This window comes from Frankia sp. R43, from assembly GCF_001306465.1.
In the GTDB taxonomy this organism is placed as follows: domain Bacteria; phylum Actinomycetota; class Actinomycetes; order Frankiales; family Frankiaceae; genus Parafrankia; species Parafrankia irregularis.
In genome coordinates, this window is sequence record NZ_LFCW01000011.1 from 83,815 (window position 1) to 100,736 (window position 16,922).

The window sequence follows — 16,922 nt, forward strand, 5'->3', positions numbered from 1 at the left end:
CGCGCTGGCGATGTCGAGACCGTGCCACGGAAGCTCGTCCTGATGACTGTCATTCGTCCGTTAGATCCGGTAGAGCCTGGCGGCGTTCCCGCCCATGACCTTCTCCTGCGTCTCCGGGCGCAGGCTGGAGATCCTGTCGCTGACCATGCTGAGCGGGTCCGGGTGCAGGCAGGTCGGGTGCGGGAAGTCGGTCTCGAACATGATGCGGTCCTCGCCGACCTGGTCGATGAGGTGCTGCAGGTCGCCGCGGCCGGTCTCGAACCAGAACGTGGCGTACCAGTTGTCGCGGAAGTACTCCGACGGCAGCTTGTTCAGCTTCTCGAAATGCTTCGGTGCGTTCTCCTCGAGCTCGTAGTCCATCGCTTCGAGCATGAAGGGGATCCAGCCGATGCCGCTCTCTACGGAGACCATCTGCAGGGTGGGGTGCCGGTCGAACATGCCGGAGTAGGCGCTGTTGAGCAGCACCCGGGAGTTGTTCTGGAACAGCGAGGCGCCGCCGATGGCGGGTTTCACGTAGGTGTCCTGGCTGGGCCAGTAGGTGGTGCCGAAGTAGGAAAGCGCCGTCTGGCTGGCGCCGATGTGGAAGTGCACGGGCAGCTTCAGCCCGGCGCAGACCTCCCAGAACGGGTCCCAGTCGGGGTGGCCGAGGTCGGGGGAGCCGGAGTCCTGCGGGTCGGCGGTCATGTTGACCCCGCGGTAGCCCAGCGCCGCGCAGCGCTCGGCCTCGCGGACGCAGGCCGCGATGTCCCATGCCGGCATGATCGGCATGGGCAGCAACCGGTTGCCCGACTCGGCCTGCACCTCGGCCATCGCGTCGTTGTACAGCTCGACACAGAGCCGGAGCAGGACCGGGTCCTTGACCGAGTTGCGCAGGTTCTGGCCGCCGATGCCGATCGCGTTCGGGTACTGGACCTGCGCGTGGATGCCGAGCTCGTCCATCAGGGCCAGCCGCGCCGCCGGGTCCCATGCCGCGGGGTGCACGTCACCGATGCCCCACGAACCGCCCTGCGAGTCGCGGAACGCGTGCTTCTTCCCGTCGTGGTCGACGGTGCCGCCGGAGCCTGCCTTGCCGAACGTCTTGCCCTCGATGACCCACATGTCGACCCCGTCGATCTTCTCGACGTGCGGGACCCGGTCCTCGTACCCCTTCGGCGCGCGCTCGGTGAACAGGTCATGGCGTTCGGTCATGTGGGCGTCGGCGTCCACCACACGCAGGCCAGCCAGTCCGGTCACGTCGGGCCCTCCTTCGGTCGGTTGGATCACGGCCATGCTCGCGAGGCACTGAGCGTAGGCTCACTTACCGGTGCCCTGCAATCTCCAATCGCCAATTTTTGATTTTTTATTGACGATCGGAGGCCGTGCCGACCACCATGGGTGGCGTGGTGACTGAGGCTGCGTTCAGGCGCACCAAGACCAGTGCTGTGGTCGTGGAGTACCTGCAGAAGGAGATCTTCGCCGGCAACCTGCGCTACGGCGACCGCGTCGACGTCGAGCGGATCGGCGCGACCATCGGGGTGAGCCCCACCCCGGTCCGCGAAGCCCTCGTGCTCCTCGAACGCGATGGTCTGATCGCGACCCGTGTTCACCGGGTGGCGTTCGTTCAGCACTTCGACGCCCGCACGCTCCGCGCGGACTTCCACGTCCTCGGTCTGCTCAGTGGGGTCTCGGCGGCGCGGGTCGCCAAGGACCGGGACCCCGAGGTGCTCGCCCAACTGCGGGACCTCCTGCGGGCGCTGGCCGACAGTGACGCGACCGGCGCCCAGCTGCTGGACCTCGCCGAGGAGATCGTGCTCGTCCAGCACCGCGCGGGATCCACGCCGCGCCTGCTCGCGGAGCTGAAGGGGGTCGGTGGCTTCCTGGCGTGGGCGGTGCGTCAGAGCGACCGGCGCACCCGGGAGGAGATCGTCGAGGCTCAGCGGCTGGTGATCGACGCGATCGCCGCGGGCGACCCTTCGGAGGCTTCCCGGGCCCGGTTGCAGGACACCCGCGCCGCGGGCGAGGACGTGATCCGCGAGCTGATCCGGCGCGGTGTGCTGCGCGAGGACGGCACCAACGCCGCCAGCTGACAGCGGAGCGCCGCCACCGCAATCCTGGTTTCACCAGTGAGCGTTCACTATGTTGACGGAATCCGGGTGGGCGCCCAGCACATGCTGAGGGGCCTGCGCCAGGTCTCTGGCCGAACCGCTGGACGGCCCGACCCGTCTGGGTGGCCCGCCGGCCCGCAAGAGCGCGAGGTGCGAGATGGAGTCTGCAGAGACCGGCCCGGGCCGGATTGACGACGAGTGGGTCGAGAAACATTTCGACCATCTGTCGCCCGAACTCGGCCGAGACTTACACGCGACGCTGGCCCGGGCACGTTCCCGGTGCCCGGTAGCACACAGCGACCAGCACGGAGGATTCTGGGTCGCCACCCGGAAGGAGGACATCCTCCGTATTGCCCAGGACTGGAAGACCTTCAGCTCCGAAGACGGAATCACCGTACCAGTACCTCCCGGGCCACCGATGAAGATCCTGCCGGTGACGGTTGACCCACCGTTGCAGCGGGAGTTCCGTCAGCTGACGAATCCGTATTTCCGGCCGGCGGTTGTCAGTGAATGGGAGGCGCCGACCCGTGACCTGGTGAACCGTCTCATCGACGGATTCATCGAGGACGGCTCCTGCGATTTCATGGAGGCGTTCGCGCGGCCGTTCCCGGGGCTCGCCTTCTTCGACCTGGCGCTGCACGCCCCCGCCGAGGACCTCGACGAGGTCAACGGGTACGCCATCATGGCGTCGCAGCTGCATCGCCCGGAGGCGATGGACTGCCTGATGAAGCTGGCCGGCTGGATCGGTCAGTTCATCGAGCGGCGGCACCGCGACGGCCCACGGGGAGACGTCGTCGACGCCGTGCTGGCTGCCGAGATCGAAGGCCGCCCGATCACCGACGAGGAGGCGGTCGGAACCATTCACCTGCTGGTTCTCGGCGGTCTCGAGACGACGGCCGGTGTGCTGGGGATGGCGATGCTGCGCCTGTGCGAGCATCCGGAGATCCTGGCGGCGCTGCGGGAGCGACCGGAACTCATCCCGAACGCCGTCGAGGAGTTCCTGCGGCTTGACGGCTCGTTCGCCTGCATCGCGCGCACGGCTCGGCAGGACACCGAGGTCGGCGGCCAACTGATCAAAGCCGGTGAACAGGTACTCATGTACTGGGTCTCCGCGAACCGCGACGAGGCCGAGTTCGAGAATCCCGACGTGTTCGACCTCGACCGGGCCAGGAACTCCCATATCGCCTTCGGCGCCGGTCCGCACCGCTGTGCCGGCTCCAACCTCGCCCGGATGAACCTGCGTATCGCTCTCGACGAGATCGTCCGGCGACTACACGACATCAGGCTCCAACCGGGCGTGGACGTCGGCTTCATGTCGACGTTCAACCGGGCGCCGATATCCGTCCCGATCCTTTTCACACCCGGCGAGAGGCTGGCCGCGGCAAATGACTGACGTCATCCCCACCAGAAGGCTCGGCAGCCTGGAAGTCGGTGCGCAGGGGCTCGGGTGCATGTCGCTCAGCCCCGCCTACGGCGCGGTGGGCGACCCCGCCGAACTGTTCGCGACCATCCACCGGGCGCTGGACCTCGGTGTCACGCTCCTGGACACGGCCGACATCTACGGTGAGAGCGAGACGCTCGTCGGGCAGGCCATCGCCGGCCGTCGCGACCAGGCGGTGGTGGCGACCAAGTTCGGCATCGTCCTCACCGGCGAGGGCGGGGGCATGGGCGCCCGCGGCGACGCCGCCTACGTGCGACAGTGCTGCGAGCGATCACTGCGCCGGCTCGGTGTCGACCACATCGACCTGTACTACCAGCACCGGGTCGACCCCGACGTTCCCGTCGAGGAGACCTGGGGAGCGATGGCTGAGCTGGTCGCCGAGGGCAAGGTCCGCCATCTTGGTATCAGCGAGGCGTCCGCGGCGACGATCCGCCGCGCGCACGCGGTGCACCCGGTCAGCGCGCTGCAGAGCGAATGGTCGTTGTGGACGCGCCGGATAGAGGACGAGATCGTGCCGACCTGCCGGGAGCTGGGTATCGGCATCGTGCCCTATTCCCCGCTGGGCAAGGGAATGCTCACCGGCAGCATCACCGACCGGGCGGATCTGGACGAAACCGATTCGCGCCGGCGGTCTCCCTGGTTCACGGACGACAACCTGCCGCACAACCTGAGGATCGTGGCCGCGCTGCGGACGCTGGCCGAGGAGCGGGGGGTGACGGTGGGGCAGCTGGCGCTGGCCTGGCTGCAGAACCAGGGCCCCGACGTCGTCCCGATTCCGGGCACCAAACGGATCCAGCGTCTGGAGGAGAACGCCGCGGCTGTGTACGTCGAGCTTTCCAGCGCCGATGTCGAAAGAATCGAGGCCGTCGTTCCCGCCGCGGCCGTGGCCGGCGCCAGCGTGACACGGGAGTACCTGCGCACCACCGACAGGTGAGTGATCAGGCCAGACCCCAGGGCAGGCCGCTGACCGCGGCGTCGGTGCGCGAATCGCGCTCCGTCGTATCTCCGACCTGCCCCACAACACCTCCGGGTACATGCGGCCTGGCCCTAAGGCTAAACGACCGGCAGGGACCCAAATGGCCCGGACCCTCTTTCGGGGGCCCCAGAAATAGGGTATTTCCAAACAAAAATAGCGTCTGCCGCGCCTGCGGGAAAAAGTGGTTCTCGTGCGGACACGAAGTCCGGGCTTCGGGCGTCACGGGAGACATCGAATGGCAAAGAATTCTGCGGCCACCGCCGCGCCTGCCCAGCAAACCAGGCCACTCAACGCCGCCGACCGTGCCTTCCTGAGCTTCACCCGGCTCAATGCCGGGGAGCGGTACGAGTTCGGCGCCGTGCTGTCCGTGGCGGATCCAGCTCTGGGCCTTGTCGAGCTGCGCGCGCACGTGGCGGAGCGGCTGCGCGACGCGCCGGCGCTCCTCGAGCGTCTCTCCCGGATGACGGCGCCCCCGGGCAGGGACGACACGGTCTGGCGGCTCGACGACGAGCTGGACCTCGAATACCACGTCAGGGCCGAAAAGCTGCCCGTGGGCAGCGGCGACGGCGGCATTCGGGCCGCGCTCGGCCGGGTCGCCGCCGAGCCCCTTGACCTGAAGCGCCCCCAGTGGCGCCTGCACCTCCTGCATGGACACAGCGCCGACGAAGTCGCCATCGTCTACTGGCTGAACCACATCCATCAGGACGCCCGCGCCATGTACCAGGCGCTGCACCTGCTTTTCGGCGCCGATCACGAACCGGCGATGCCTGATCTGCCGACGTTCCGCACCCCCCGCGCACGGGACTACACCCGCGCCGCCGCAGAAATCACGCGAGTACTCCCCCGGACGCGCCAGCTGCGCTCCTGGGGCGGACCGCCGCGGGGCGAGGCGCGCCACGTCTGGGCCGTCACCGAAATCGAGACACTCAGGCGGATCGCTCGCAGGCATTCGGTGACCGTCAACGACGTCTACCTCGCGGCGCTCGCCGGATCGCTACGCGCGTGGTCATTACCGGAATGGCTGGACGGCCGCCGCCCGCTGCACGCCATGATGCCGATCAGCGTCCGCGTGCCCGGCGAAAGCCGGCTGATGTCCAACTTCGCCATAGCTGTGCGGGTCGCACTGCCCTGCCATGAACCCGACCCGGTACGGCGGCTCGCCCGGATTGCCGAGGAAACTCGGCGCATAAAGGCGGGAGGAAGCGTCGCCGCGTTCTATCGGCAGCTTCTCGACAAGGCTCCCGCCGGGCTGCCGTCGCGGGTGCTCGCCGGCGTCATCGCCGCCAGCGGGCAGCGGAGTTGGGTAGCGTTGCTGGCAAGCAATGCGGGCACGCTTTCCGGCCCGCTCGCCGTCGCGGGCCGGAATGTCGTCAAACTGATTGCCGTGCCGCCGCTGTTCGTCGGCCGGCACCATCTCGCGGTCCTTCTGTGCGGCCTCGGCAGCCAGGCCTGTGTCGGCTTCTCGGTGAGCGCGAGCGTGCCTTGCTACGCCGAACTCCCCGACCTCTGGCACGCCGAGCTCACCGCTCTCGGTGGAACCGCGCCCAGGAGACGAGCCACGGCCGCGGCCTGACCCGGTCTCGCCATCAGAGCGTTCAGCATCGACCTCCGACCCGGTTATTGCTCAGGGAGGATGTCGGCGGCGTTGATGGTGAGACATTCCGGCGGCCACGTATGTGAGACGGCACCACTCAGGAGTGCGCCTGGCGGAGGATCAGGAGGTGGCCACGTCGATGAGAGCGTCGGTGACGGCCCGCGGCTCGGTGATCATGAGGTCGTGCCCGGTGTCGATGTCCCAGAGTCGGCCGGCCGCGCGGGCCTTCGCCGTCAGCTCCGGGTCCCTGGTCGCCAGGGTGGAGGTGCAGACGATGTGGTACTGCGGGATCGCCCACAGGGCGTCCTCGTTGGTGAGGGTCAGCGGCTGCTCGAAGCACCGCCAGGGGTGCGGGGCCAGCCGGTCGGCCATCCAGGCGATGTCGTCCGGGTCGGTCACCCCGTAGAAGGCGCCGGCCTCGGGGAACGGGATGAGTACGAGCTCGACACCGTCCACGACCTTCCCCAGCGGGCGGGTGGCGGCGATCATCGGCCCGGCGACGTCGAGCAGCGACTGGCCGTTGACCGGGTTCGCCGCGTCGAGGTAGACGAGGCGCCCGATCCGGTCCGCGGCGCGGTCGGCGACGCCGGTGATGACCATGCCGCCGTAGCTGTGCCCGACCAGGATCACGTCACGCAGGTTCTCGTGGTGCAGCATCGTGACAACGTCGTGGATGTGCAGGTCGAGGTCGACGTGCGGGCCGACGAGGTGCGCCCGCTCGCCTAAGCCGGTCAGCGTCGGCGTGTACACCTCGTGCCCGGCTGCCCGCAGCAGCCGCGCCACCGGCTGGTAGCACCAGCCACCGTGGCCGCCGCCGTGTACCAGGACGTATGTAGCCATTGATGCCGTCTCCTCCGCATTGATGGTGCTGGCGAGATCGCAGGTGCCGGTCGAGCTGGTGCCTGACCGAACCGCCAGAAACCTGGACCAACCACCCGAGTAACGTGGTTACTAGAGTAACCATGTTACTCTGAGGGCGTCAACCGAGATCGTCGCCGCTGGCGCGGCGGCGGCTGGGCGCAGGGGGCGTGCTGGCGGGGAGACGCACGCTGGGAGCACATCGAGGGGGCCGGCGCGGTGGCGGAGTCACGGTCGGCCGACGCGATCATCGACGTCGTCGTCGGGCTGCTGGAGTCCGAGGGCTACGACGCGGTCCAGCTACGTCTGGTGGCCCGTGAGGCCCGCGTCTCGCTTGCCACGATCTACAAGCTCTTCGGCACCCGTGACGAACTGATCGTCGCCGCCGTCGAACGGTGGATGGCGCGGAACAGCTGCGCGCCGGTGCCCGCCCCGCCACCCGGCGAGAGCCTCTACGACGGCCTGATGCGGGTGTTCCGGCACGTCTTCGAACCATGGGAGCACAGCCCGCGCCTGCTCGAGGCCTACCACAAGGCCCGTGCCACGCCGCCCGGTGATCGGCTCGAGCAACAGACCATGACCATCATCGAGCCCGCCGGCCGCGCCGTGCTCGCGGCCGGCGAGCCCGGTTACGTCAGCGACATCGGCCTCCTGCTGACCAACGTCGCCTACGCCGTCGTCGCCCGGTTCGCCGCCGGGGAGCTCGACATCACCGCCATCCTCCCGACCCTCGAACGCGCCGCGTACCGGCTCACCGCGAACAACGAACCCGCCGCCAGAGCGGCCGGCGCGCCTTCGGCCACGACCCGCCGGGCGAAGCGGCAGCCGCAGCACCGCGAGGGCGCCTGATTCCGCATTGCTTGCCGCGGCGCTAAGGAGCAGTGGTGACCCGGCCGAGGCGGACGGCGGAGCGGTCGGCCGGCGTCAACGCTCCGGCGTCGGGCAGCGGCACGACGACCAGCTGCCGGTCGGCATGCGGATTCTCCGCCGGCTCCCGCCGGTTCCAGGTGTGGAACGCCAGCCACCAGGTTTCCTCGCCAGTGGCCCTGTCGATCGAACGGAACGGTTCCGCGCCGCCCGGGCCGACGCCCGCGGTGCCCGTACGCAGCAGCGATTCGGGACGCACCGTGCACGGACCGAGCGGGCCGGCGCAGGTCGCGCTCCCCGTCGCGTAGTCGGGGCTGTGCCAGTCCCCGGCGGAGAACAGCAGGTCGAAGCTTGCGCCCCGGACCAGCATCGCCGGGCCTTCGACGAGGCCGTGCTGCCAGTCGAGCGTCGGCCTGAGCAGGGCGGTCGGCTCGCCGAGCAGCGTGCGGCCGTCGGCGGCGAGGCGCTGCGCCCAGATGGTCGGTGTGGTGCCGGGCAGGATGCCTTCGCTCTTCCACGTCAGGTACCGCTCGGCCCCGACGGCGTACGGGCTGGGGTCGATGCTCCCGCCCTCGGCTTCCTGGCAGATCGCAGGGCCGGTCGAGACGTCGATGAACGGTCCGGTCGGACTCGTCGCGTGCGCGGTGGAGACGCACTGGTGGCCGGTCGCGGCGACCCTTGTCACGTAGTACATGACGTATCCGCCGTCGACCTCGGCGACGGAGGGAGCCCAGGTGGTGAAGCCGGTGTCCTGCGCCCAGCCGGGCAGGTGCGGCAGGGCGTCGCCGGCGCGCACCCAGCTGCGCAGGCTCGGATCGGTGCTGGTGAGGACGGGCACGTGCGCGCCGTCGGCGTTGGTTCCGTAGGCGTAGGTGACGCCGTCGAGCGTCAGCAGGTACGGATCCGCGAGGTTGGAGCCTCGGACGACCACGGCGGACCGCGGCTGCGCGGGATCCCCGGGGGTGGGCGATCCGGCTGGCGGCTCCACCTCGGTCGACCCTGACGACGAACCGCTCGGGCCCTGGCCGTCGTCGGTGGGAGCAGCACCGGCCTGGGGCGAGCCGGCCTGGGGCGAGGAGGCGGCGGCGAAAACGCCCCGCACGCCGCTGCCCGTGATCGCCAGCGCGGCGACGACCACCATCAGCACGACCAGGCTCCCGATGATCGCGGTCGCCCGGCGGGCACGCCACCACGGGCGCCGCGCCACCGAGACGCCGGCTGAAACCGCGGTTTCAGCCGGCGCCTCGGTGGCGGAACCAAAGGAGAAGCTGTCGGTGGCGGCAGGGTCGAGACAGGGATCAGGCCTGGCCGAGACCGGCACGGTGGCAACCTCCAGGACGGAGCGCGGTTCGGGCACTCGTCACCCTGGACGTCTCACATGTGGGTCTGATGTGAAGAACGTTCGAGGCCGGTCAGGTCTGCTCCGGCAACCGGCGTGCGGCCATCGTTCCCTGCTGACGAGCCAGGTCTGACGGGCTGACCGTCAGGCGCCGACCGCGGCGAGGACGTCGTGGTCGGCGGCCGCCGTGCCGAGCCGCTCCAGGAGCGCCGCGGTGATGGGCGGGTCGACCTTCACCGTGATGCCCCAGAGGTAGAAGCCGTGCAGGATCCCGCGGCCGATGGCGCGCCACGCCTCGTCCCACTCCGGCGCCCGCACGCCACCCGCCCGCAGCCGGTCGAGGTAGTGCGCGAGGAGGTCGCGTTCGCTGCGGCGGCGGTCCGCGACGGTCAGCGCGGACGCGATGTGATAGCCGACGTCGATGTACCAGGGGCCGCGCTGGACCAGCTGCCAGTCCAGGAAGGACGGGCGGCCGGCGCCGTCGAGGAAGAGGTTCCCGATGTGCGGGTCCCCGTGGATCACGGCCCACGGTGACGCGGCGGCGGTTTCGGCGGCCAACCTGCGGTAGGCCGCCACCAGGCGTTCGGCGTCGCGCGTCTCGTCGGGGACTCCCGCGCCGATCCAGCAGGCGAAGTTGGCGGAGATCTCGGGCAGGCCGCGGCTCCGGAGGTATCCGTCCAGGCGGCTCCGCAGCCATCCGACGTCCGCGAGGGACGGGTCGGCCCAGGTCGCAGCGTGCAGGGTGGCCAGCTGGTCGAGGCTGTCGGCGGCCTGGTCCGGTGTGTAGTCGCTCAGCCCGTCGAGGAAGACGCCGCCCTCGGCCACCACATCCTCGGTGATGACGATGTTCGCGTCGGTGCGCGCGTCGACGTCCGCGAAGACGCTTCGCAGGGTGCGGACTCCGGTGCGGTCGGCGAGGTCCCGGTAGAAGCTGGTCTCGGGCACCCCGGCGGGGCTCGCCGGCCGGCCGATCTCGCTGAAGTAGCCCTTGGCGCACAGGTGGGGCGACAGGCCCTTCGGGACCCCGCCGGTGCAGTCGATCCGGAACCGGGCGTTGGTCGAGACCCGGCTGACCACCGGGCCGGGGGTGACCTCGACGATCTCGATCCCCGGGTAGCGGATCGCCAGCGCCTTGTTGAGCCATCCAGGGGAGAGCACCTCGTGGAGCTCGTCGGGTAAGGCGACCACGGATGCGGATTCAGCGGACACGGCTTTCCCCTCTTGTCGGGCACAGCGCTTGTCGGGCACAGCGCTTGTCGGGCATGGCGCGCCCGCCCTGGTCAGGCAGGCTCGGAAACGGGTGCTGGGGCGGAGGCGGGTGGGGGCGCAGCCGGGCCCGACGGCCGCCGGGCCGGTGAAGGCGGCGGGCCGGCGGCGCGCCGGGCCCGGCAGGCCCGGCGTCGGTCAGGCCCCGGCGACCTCGTAGCTCGTTGGGTATCCCTTGTCGTCAAGCGTGCTGATCAGGCCGCCCTGCACGCAGGAGGCGGGCGCTGTGGAGGACGCCTTGCCGCCGCACTGGAACTTCTGCCCGCCCGAGCCGGGCAGCTCCTTCTCCGGCATCGTCTTCAGCGCGTTGATGATCGTCGCCGGGGTGATCTCACCGGTGAGGTCCTCCAGCGCCGTCTGCAGGCCCGCGACCGCCGTGAAGATGTTGATACCGGCGATCTTGCTTGTGTCGATGTTCTTGCCGTAGGCGGCGGCGACCGCGTTGTACAGGCGGGTCGAGGGGTTGTCCGTACCGACCGGGGCGATGGCGGAGATGCTGATGCCCTTGAGCTGGTCGCCGGAGATGGCGGTCCGGGTCGAGTCGGTGACGCACTGGGCGATGGCACTGATCGGGCCGCTGAACCCGACCGCGTTCAGCCCGTTGAGAGCGCTGATGCAGAACGAGTCGTTGCCGAGGATGAACACCTCGCCGTCGTCCTTCGCGATCTGCTGCATCTGCGGCGTCATGTCGGCGGTGCCGATCGGGACGGCGACCAGCTCGAACTCGATGCCCGCCTTCTTGTAGATCGCGGGCGCGCTGGCCTCGAGCGCTCCCTTCGCCGCCGGGACGTCGATCACGACGGCGGTGACCTTCTTGACGCCCTCCTTCTGCGCCACCTTGAGCGGGAGCCCGATGGTGCCGAAGGTCGCGTCGGCGAACGAGAACGTGCTCTTGGCGTCGGCCAGCAGCGCGGTGGCACTGGTGGAGTAGAGGACCACGGGGATGCCAGCCTCGTGCAGCGGCGTCCAGGCGCTCTCCTGGGCGGCGACGCCGCCGATGATCACCGCGGTGACGTCCTGCTCGATCATGCGGTTCGCGCAGTCGGCGGTTATGCCGGGATCGGCCTGGGACGCACAGGTCACCAGCTCGATCGGCCGGCCCGCGATGCCGGAGCGGTGCTCGTTGAGGTAGGCCACGGTCGCCTTGCCGGCCTCGATCTCGACGGACTGGTCGACGGTCGCCGCCTTTCCGTCGGAGACGAGCCCGATCTTCACCGGCTCGCCGGCGGCCTTCGCCACCGCTCCCAGTACCTCGGTGGCGTTCGTGGCATCGCCGGTGCCGCTGGCGCCACCGGCTGTGTCGGAGCTGTCGCTGCCACAGGCCGCGACCAGCAGCAGGCAGGCGGCCAACCCGCCCGCCACAGCGCCTAACCGCACCGCGGCCGGCCGCGGTGCCACCACTCGCCGACGTGTTGTCCCTCGGCGGAAGCCGTTCTGCCGCATGGGCGGAGTACCTCGTTTCGCTTGTCAGCGGTCGACGATCAGGACCGGCGGCCGGTTGTTCCGGGGATCGGGAGGTCGATCGATCGGTGGGTGCGATCGATCGGTGAGGTGCGATCGGTGAGTTCCGATCGGCTGGTTCCGATCGGCTGGGTGTGATCGGCCACGACGCCGGGCCGTGCGGTTCGCGGCCCGGGTTCGCGAGTCCCGAGGTCCGCGACCTGCGATGCCGGCCGCCGGATGACTGTGAGGAGGATCGCAACACCTCCGAGAGAAGTCAACGTTCTACCTAAAACGAGATGGGGTCTTCCCAAATCGCGCCTAGCCGGCCTACATTCGGGTCGTCAGCTGACAACGGCGCCTCGCTCGTCCGGTCGCGCCCCAGCCCCTGATCGCAAGCCCCTGATCGTGCGCGGGGGCCGGGCCGCCCTGCCCGCGCGGGACTCCGCGTCACCCGCGGGACGCGCCGTCCCGCCTACGAACCCGTCCCGGCCGAACAGACCGACCGGCGGACGGAACGACAGAACGACGGAACGACCGACCGACCGAACGAACGAACGACCGACCGAACGAACGACGGAACGACCGACTGAACCGATGCAGAGGAGGAGGTGCCGCGTGGCGAAGGGGGCCTTCGACGGCTTACGTGTCGTCGAGCTCGCCCAGTGGGTGTTCGTGCCCGTCGCCGGTGCGCTGCTGGCGGACTGGGGCGCCGATGTGATCCGGGTCGAGCGGCCCGAGGGCGACCCCTACCGTGCGCTGGCCACCCAGGGCATCGGCACCGATGGCGGCGGCGGGGTGAACCTCTCGGTCGCCCTGGCCAACCGGGGCAAGCGCTCCGTCGCACTCAACCTGCGCACCGAGGCCGGCCGGGCGGCGCTAGACCAGCTCCTCGAGTCGGCAGACGTCTTCCTGACCAGCTTCCGGCCCGGCGCCCTGGAACGTCTCGGCCTCGGCGCCGACGAGCTCACCCGGCGCTTTCCCCGCCTCGTCTACGCCCGAGGGCACGGTTTCGGTGCCCGCGGCCCGGGGGCCGACCGGCCCGGCTACGACTCGTCGGCCTTCTGGGCGCAGGGCGGCATGGCGCACGTGCTGACGCCACCGGACCGCGACGCGCCGATCGGCCAGCGGGGCGCGATGGGCGACCGCAACGGCGCGATGGCCCTGGCCTTCGGGATCGCCACCGCGCTGCTGGGTCGCGAACGGACCGGCGAAGGGTCCGTCGTCGACGTCTCGCTGCTGGCCACCGCGATGTGGACGCTGTCCTCAGACGTGCTGGCGGCCCTCGCCGGCGGGCGGCCGCGGGCCATGTCCGGGCGGCAGGGGTACGTCAACCCGCTCGTCGGGGCGTACCGGACCAGCGACGGTCGGCACATCCAGCTGGTCTTCCTGGAGGCCGACCGCTACTGGGCCGACTTCTGCCGCCTCGTCGGGCGCGACGACCTCGCCGCCGACCCGCGCTTCGCGGACCTGCGGGCCAGGGCCGAGAACCGCGAGGCCTGCGTCGCCGAGCTGGAGGCCGAGTTCGCGAAGCGGTCGTTCGACGAGTGGAAGGAGCTGCTCGGCCGGATCGACGCGCCGTGGGCTCCTGTGCAGGCCGTGGAGGAGCTGCTCACCGACCCGCAGGTGCTCGCCAACGACTACCTCGGGGAGGTCGTCGTCGAGGGCGGGCCCGGGTATTCGCTGCCGAACGTGCCCGTACAGCTCGACGGCGCGCCGCCGGCGCTGCGCCGGGCCCCGGAGCACGGCGAGCACACGGAGACGGTGCTGCTCGACCTCGGCTACACCTGGGAACAGATCGTCGAGCTCAAGGACGCCGGAGTGATCCCGTGACGGCCCAGCCGCGGACGACCGAAGGTCAGCCGATCCGGCCGTTACCGGTTCCGGACGCGGTGTCGGCCGGCTACTGGGAGGCGGCGGCCGGGGGAGTGCTCACCGCGGCCCGCTGCGGACGCTGCGGTGCCTACGCGATCCCACCCGGCCAGGTCTGCCCGTCCTGCGGCAGCACCGACCCCGACTACGGCTTCGAGCCGGTCAGCGGGCGGGGCGCGGTGCGGTCCTGGACCGTCGTCCGCCAGGCGTTCCTGCCCGGGTTCTCGGCCGACGTGCCGTTCGTCCTCGTCGACGTCGAGCTCGCCGAACAGCCTGAACTGCGCATGATCGGCCGGCTGCTGGACGGGCCCGCGGCCCCCGGGCTGCGGCTCGGCGCCCAGGTGACGGCGGCGTTCGAGGACGTCGCTCCCGGGGTGGCCGTACCGGCCTTCCAGCTCGCGGACGCGTCCGGGCGGCCTGGGGAGGCGTCATGAGCCGCCGGTTCGCGGCGCGCGGCCAGGTCGCGATCGTCGGCTACGCGCACAGCGACGTGTGGCGCCATGCCCCCCGGCCGCTCGGCGCCCTGGCCGTCGACACCGCGCGCGAGGCCATCGCCGACGCGGGGCTCAAGCCCGACGACGTCGACGGATTCGTGACGGCGCCGCTGTTCCCGACCGCCGGCGCGCACGCCGTCGAGGACGGGGTCAGCACCGTGACGGCGCAGTGGCTCGCCGAGCATCTCGGTGTCACCCCCGCCTACACGTCGGGATTCTCGGGGATCGGGCAGCTTCCCGGGGCGCTCGGGCTGGCGGTGGGCGCCCTTTCCAGCGGCGCCGCCGACTACGTGCTGCTGCACCGGGCGCTGCACAACCCGCCGGGCCGCTACCACGGCAACCCCATGCGGGAGGCGGCCGGCTCCGCGCAGTGGACGGCACCGCAGGGGTTCTTCGGCCCGCTGCCGATGATCGCGCTGCCCTACAACGAGTACCTCCAGCGCTACGGCGCCAGCCAGGAGGCGATGGCGGCCGTGGTGACGGAGGCGCGCAAGAACGGCGCGCGGATCCCGTGGTCCTACTGGCGCGACAGGCCGCTCAGCGCCCAGGAGTACCTCGCCGCGCCGATGATCAGCGACCCGATCCGCCGTTTCGACTGCGACCTGCCGGTCGACGGGGTGGCGGCGTTCGTCCTGACCTCCGCCGAACGGGCCCGGGACCTGCCGCACCGGCCGGTCCACATCGCCGGGATCGCCACCTCCGCGCCGCCGCGCCGCCGGCTGCCGCTGCACTGGCCGCTCGACGACATCATGGCCGCCGGCACCGGCCTGGCCGGGCGGCTCTGGGAGGCGGCCGGGATCGGGCCGGGCGAGGTCGACCTGCCGCAGCTGTACGACGGCTTCTCGCCGTTCGTCTACTTCTGGCTCGAAGCCCTGGGGCTGTGCCCGGTGGGGGAGGCGCACCGCTTCGTCCAGGACGGGCGCATCGACAGCGACCGCCCCGACGGGCTGCCGGTGCTCTCCGGTGGCGGCGCCATCGGGAACGGCCGGATGCACGGCATCCCGCAGATGCTCGAGTGCTACCTGCAGCTGTCCGGCCGGGCCGGGCCGCGCCAGCGCGAACGGGCGACGGTCGGCGTCGCCTGCCAGTCCTCGCCCCACTTCGGCGGCGCGGTCGTCTACACCACCGAGCCCGCCTGAGAGGCAGCCCGAGACAGGGCCCGAGACAGGAAGGAGCGAGCACCGTGACGGAGATCCTCGCCGAACGCCGCTCGTACATCGCCGGACGCTGGGTCGACGGCGACGAGTTGTTCGACGTCGAGAACCCGGCCGACGAGTCGGTCGTGACGAGCGTGGCGGCGGCGTCGCCGGCCGATGTGGAGCGGGCCATCCTCGCCGCGCGGGACAGTTTCGACCAGGGCACCTGGGCCGAGACCCCGGTGGCCGAGCGGGCGCGGGTGCTGCGCGCCCTGCTCGACCACATCGAGACACTGCACGCGCCGCTGGTCGCCAGCATGGTGGCCGAGGCCGGCCAGCCGGTGCTGTTCGCCGAGTTCGCGCAGTACGCGGCCGGGCTCATGCTCGCCCGCAACACCATCGATCTGTACCTGTCGATGCCGCATGAGCAGGCCAGCCCCGTCCCGCTCGACGAACTGGTGCGCGGCGGGCTCAAGGCGAGCGTGCGCCGCCACGAGCCGGTCGGGGTCGTCTCGGCGATCACCCCCTACAACGGGGCGATCATCATGGCGTTCCAGAAGCTGATCCCGGCGCTGATGGCCGGCAACTCGGTCGTGCTGCGCCCGAGCCCGCTCACGCCGATCTCGTCGCTGGTCTTCGGCGCGGCGGCGGACGCGGTCGGCCTGCCGCCCGGCGTGCTCAGCGTCGTGATCGAGGAGGGCTCGGCCGGCGCCGAGCTGCTCACCAGCCACCCGGCGGTGGACATGGTGTCCTTCACCGGCTCCACCGCGGTCGGCCGGAGCATCCTCGCCCAGGCCGCGCCCACGGTGAAGCGGGTCGCCCTCGAGCTCGGCGGCAAGTCGGCGCAGATCTACCTGCCGGACGCGGTGGAGAAGGTCGCTGCCGGCGCGGCGGCGGTGGTGGCGATGACCGCCGGGCAGGCGTGCGTCGCGGCCACCCGCATCCTGGTGCCCGCCGATCGCAAGGACGAGGTGGTCCAGATCGTCGCGCAGGCCTACTCCGCGCTGACCGTCGGCCCGCCGTCCGACCAGAAGGCCACGATGGGCCCGCTCATCAACGCCGCCGCCCGCGAGCGCTGCGCCCGGATCATCGCGGCGGCCGAGCAGCACGGCGGCAAGGTCGCCCTCGGCGGCGGCCGCCCGGCCGGGCTGGACCGCGGCTACTACGTCGAGCCGACCGTCCTCGACCTGCCGGACAACAGCAACCCGGCCGCGCAGGAGGAGATCTTCGGCCCGGTGGTGAGCGTGCTCGGCTACCGCGACCTCGACGACGCGGTGCGCATCGCCAACGACAGCCCCTACGGGCTGGCCGGCCAGGTCTACGGCGCCGACCTCGCGGCGGCGACCTCGGTCGCGCGCCGGCTGCGCACCGGCGCGGTGAACGTCAACGCCGGAATGTTCAGCGCGTACGCCCCGAGCGGCGGCTACAAGCAGAGCGGCCTGGGCCGCGAACGGGGACCGGACGGCATCCGGGCCTTCCAGGAGGTCAAGCACATCGCCGTCGGCGAGCTGCGCTAGCGGCGCACCCGGACGGCACGCGGGCCTGCCCGTCCCGC

Annotated in this window: 14 protein-coding genes; 9 read left to right on the plus strand and 5 right to left on the minus strand. The window is 71.0% G+C overall.

Annotated features, from left to right (window positions below):
- Positions 1–60 precede the first annotated feature (60 nt).
- On the minus strand, positions 61–1,188 hold the full coding sequence (locus ACG83_RS36165; protein WP_369812946.1) for an amidohydrolase family protein: 1,128 nt from the start codon (positions 1,186–1,188) through the stop codon (positions 61–63).
- 191 nt (positions 1,189–1,379) lie between these two features.
- Here ACG83_RS36165 and ACG83_RS36170 point away from each other — a divergent pair, with 191 nt between their 5' ends.
- The 4 genes from ACG83_RS36170 to ACG83_RS36185 all read left to right on the plus strand — a co-directional run bounded on the left by ACG83_RS36170 (position 1,380) and on the right by ACG83_RS36185 (position 6,074).
- Positions 1,380–2,066, plus strand: coding sequence for a GntR family transcriptional regulator (locus ACG83_RS36170; protein ID WP_054570981.1), 687 nt, complete (start codon positions 1,380–1,382; stop codon positions 2,064–2,066).
- Positions 2,067–2,241: 175 nt separating this feature from the next.
- A complete protein-coding gene (locus ACG83_RS36175; RefSeq protein WP_054570754.1) occupies positions 2,242–3,477 on the plus strand; it encodes a cytochrome P450 in 1,236 nt (411 codons plus the stop codon).
- Positions 3,470–4,459 (plus strand): aldo/keto reductase, encoded by a 990-nt coding sequence (locus tag ACG83_RS36180; protein ID WP_054570755.1) that lies wholly within the window; start codon positions 3,470–3,472, stop codon positions 4,457–4,459. The genes ACG83_RS36175 and ACG83_RS36180 overlap by 8 nt, the downstream gene beginning before the upstream one ends.
- A gap of 400 nt (positions 4,460–4,859) precedes the next feature.
- A complete protein-coding gene (locus tag ACG83_RS36185) occupies positions 4,860–6,074 on the plus strand; it encodes a wax ester/triacylglycerol synthase domain-containing protein (protein WP_235498404.1) in 1,215 nt (404 codons plus the stop codon).
- 141 nt (positions 6,075–6,215) lie between these two features.
- Here the strand turns inward: ACG83_RS36185 and ACG83_RS36190 are convergent, their stop codons facing one another.
- The gene (locus ACG83_RS36190) at positions 6,216–6,935 is read right to left on the minus strand and encodes an alpha/beta fold hydrolase (protein WP_054570757.1); all 720 of its coding nucleotides are present in this window, start codon (positions 6,933–6,935) and stop codon (positions 6,216–6,218) included.
- Positions 6,936–7,172: 237 nt separating this feature from the next.
- Here ACG83_RS36190 and ACG83_RS36195 point away from each other — a divergent pair, with 237 nt between their 5' ends.
- Positions 7,173–7,802, plus strand: a complete 630-nt coding sequence (locus tag ACG83_RS36195) for a TetR/AcrR family transcriptional regulator (RefSeq protein WP_054570758.1) — start codon at positions 7,173–7,175, stop codon at positions 7,800–7,802.
- A 22-nt stretch (positions 7,803–7,824) separates the two neighbouring features.
- Here ACG83_RS36195 and ACG83_RS36200 read toward each other — a convergent pair whose 3' ends face one another.
- The 3 genes from ACG83_RS36200 to ACG83_RS36210 form a co-directional block, all read right to left on the minus strand.
- Positions 7,825–9,177: a glycoside hydrolase family 43 protein gene (locus tag ACG83_RS36200; protein WP_235498405.1), complete on the minus strand. Its 1,353-nt coding sequence runs from the start codon at positions 9,175–9,177 to the stop codon at positions 7,825–7,827.
- Between the two features lie 126 nt (positions 9,178–9,303).
- Complete coding sequence (locus ACG83_RS36205) at positions 9,304–10,368, minus strand: phosphotransferase family protein (RefSeq protein WP_054570759.1); 1,065 nt, start codon at positions 10,366–10,368, stop codon at positions 9,304–9,306.
- A 195-nt stretch (positions 10,369–10,563) separates the two neighbouring features.
- A complete protein-coding gene (locus ACG83_RS36210; protein WP_235498406.1) occupies positions 10,564–11,787 on the minus strand; it encodes an ABC transporter substrate-binding protein in 1,224 nt (407 codons plus the stop codon).
- 696 nt (positions 11,788–12,483) lie between these two features.
- Here ACG83_RS36210 and ACG83_RS36215 point away from each other — a divergent pair.
- The 4 genes from ACG83_RS36215 to ACG83_RS36230 are packed head-to-tail and all read left to right on the plus strand — an operon-like array spanning position 12,484 to position 16,884.
- A complete protein-coding gene (locus ACG83_RS36215) occupies positions 12,484–13,698 on the plus strand; it encodes a CaiB/BaiF CoA-transferase family protein (protein WP_054570761.1) in 1,215 nt (404 codons plus the stop codon).
- Positions 13,695–14,171 carry a Zn-ribbon domain-containing OB-fold protein gene (locus tag ACG83_RS36220; protein ID WP_054570762.1) on the plus strand — a complete coding sequence of 159 codons (477 nt, stop codon included), beginning with the start codon at positions 13,695–13,697 and terminating at the stop codon, positions 14,169–14,171. The genes ACG83_RS36215 and ACG83_RS36220 overlap by 4 nt, the downstream gene beginning before the upstream one ends.
- Positions 14,168–15,370, plus strand: a complete 1,203-nt coding sequence (locus ACG83_RS36225; protein ID WP_054570763.1) for a thiolase family protein — start codon at positions 14,168–14,170, stop codon at positions 15,368–15,370. Before ACG83_RS36220 ends, ACG83_RS36225 begins: the two co-directional genes overlap by 4 nt.
- Positions 15,371–15,414: 44 nt before the next feature.
- Positions 15,415–16,884 (plus strand): aldehyde dehydrogenase family protein, encoded by a 1,470-nt coding sequence (locus tag ACG83_RS36230; protein WP_054570764.1) that lies wholly within the window; start codon positions 15,415–15,417, stop codon positions 16,882–16,884.
- The last annotated feature ends 38 nt before the right edge of the window (positions 16,885–16,922 follow it).

Coding starts and splice junctions, on each gene's coding strand:
- ACG83_RS36165 (WP_369812946.1), bottom strand. CDS start 1,188: ATGACCGAACGCCATGACCTGTTCACCGAGCGCGCGCCGAAGGGGTAC.
- ACG83_RS36175 (WP_054570754.1), top strand. CDS start 2,242: ATGGAGTCTGCAGAGACCGGCCCGGGCCGGATTGACGACGAGTGGGTC.
- ACG83_RS36180 (WP_054570755.1), top strand. CDS start 3,470: ATGACTGACGTCATCCCCACCAGAAGGCTCGGCAGCCTGGAAGTCGGT.
- ACG83_RS36190 (WP_054570757.1), bottom strand. CDS start 6,935: ATGGCTACATACGTCCTGGTACACGGCGGCGGCCACGGTGGCTGGTGC.
- ACG83_RS36225 (WP_054570763.1), top strand. CDS start 14,168: ATGAGCCGCCGGTTCGCGGCGCGCGGCCAGGTCGCGATCGTCGGCTAC.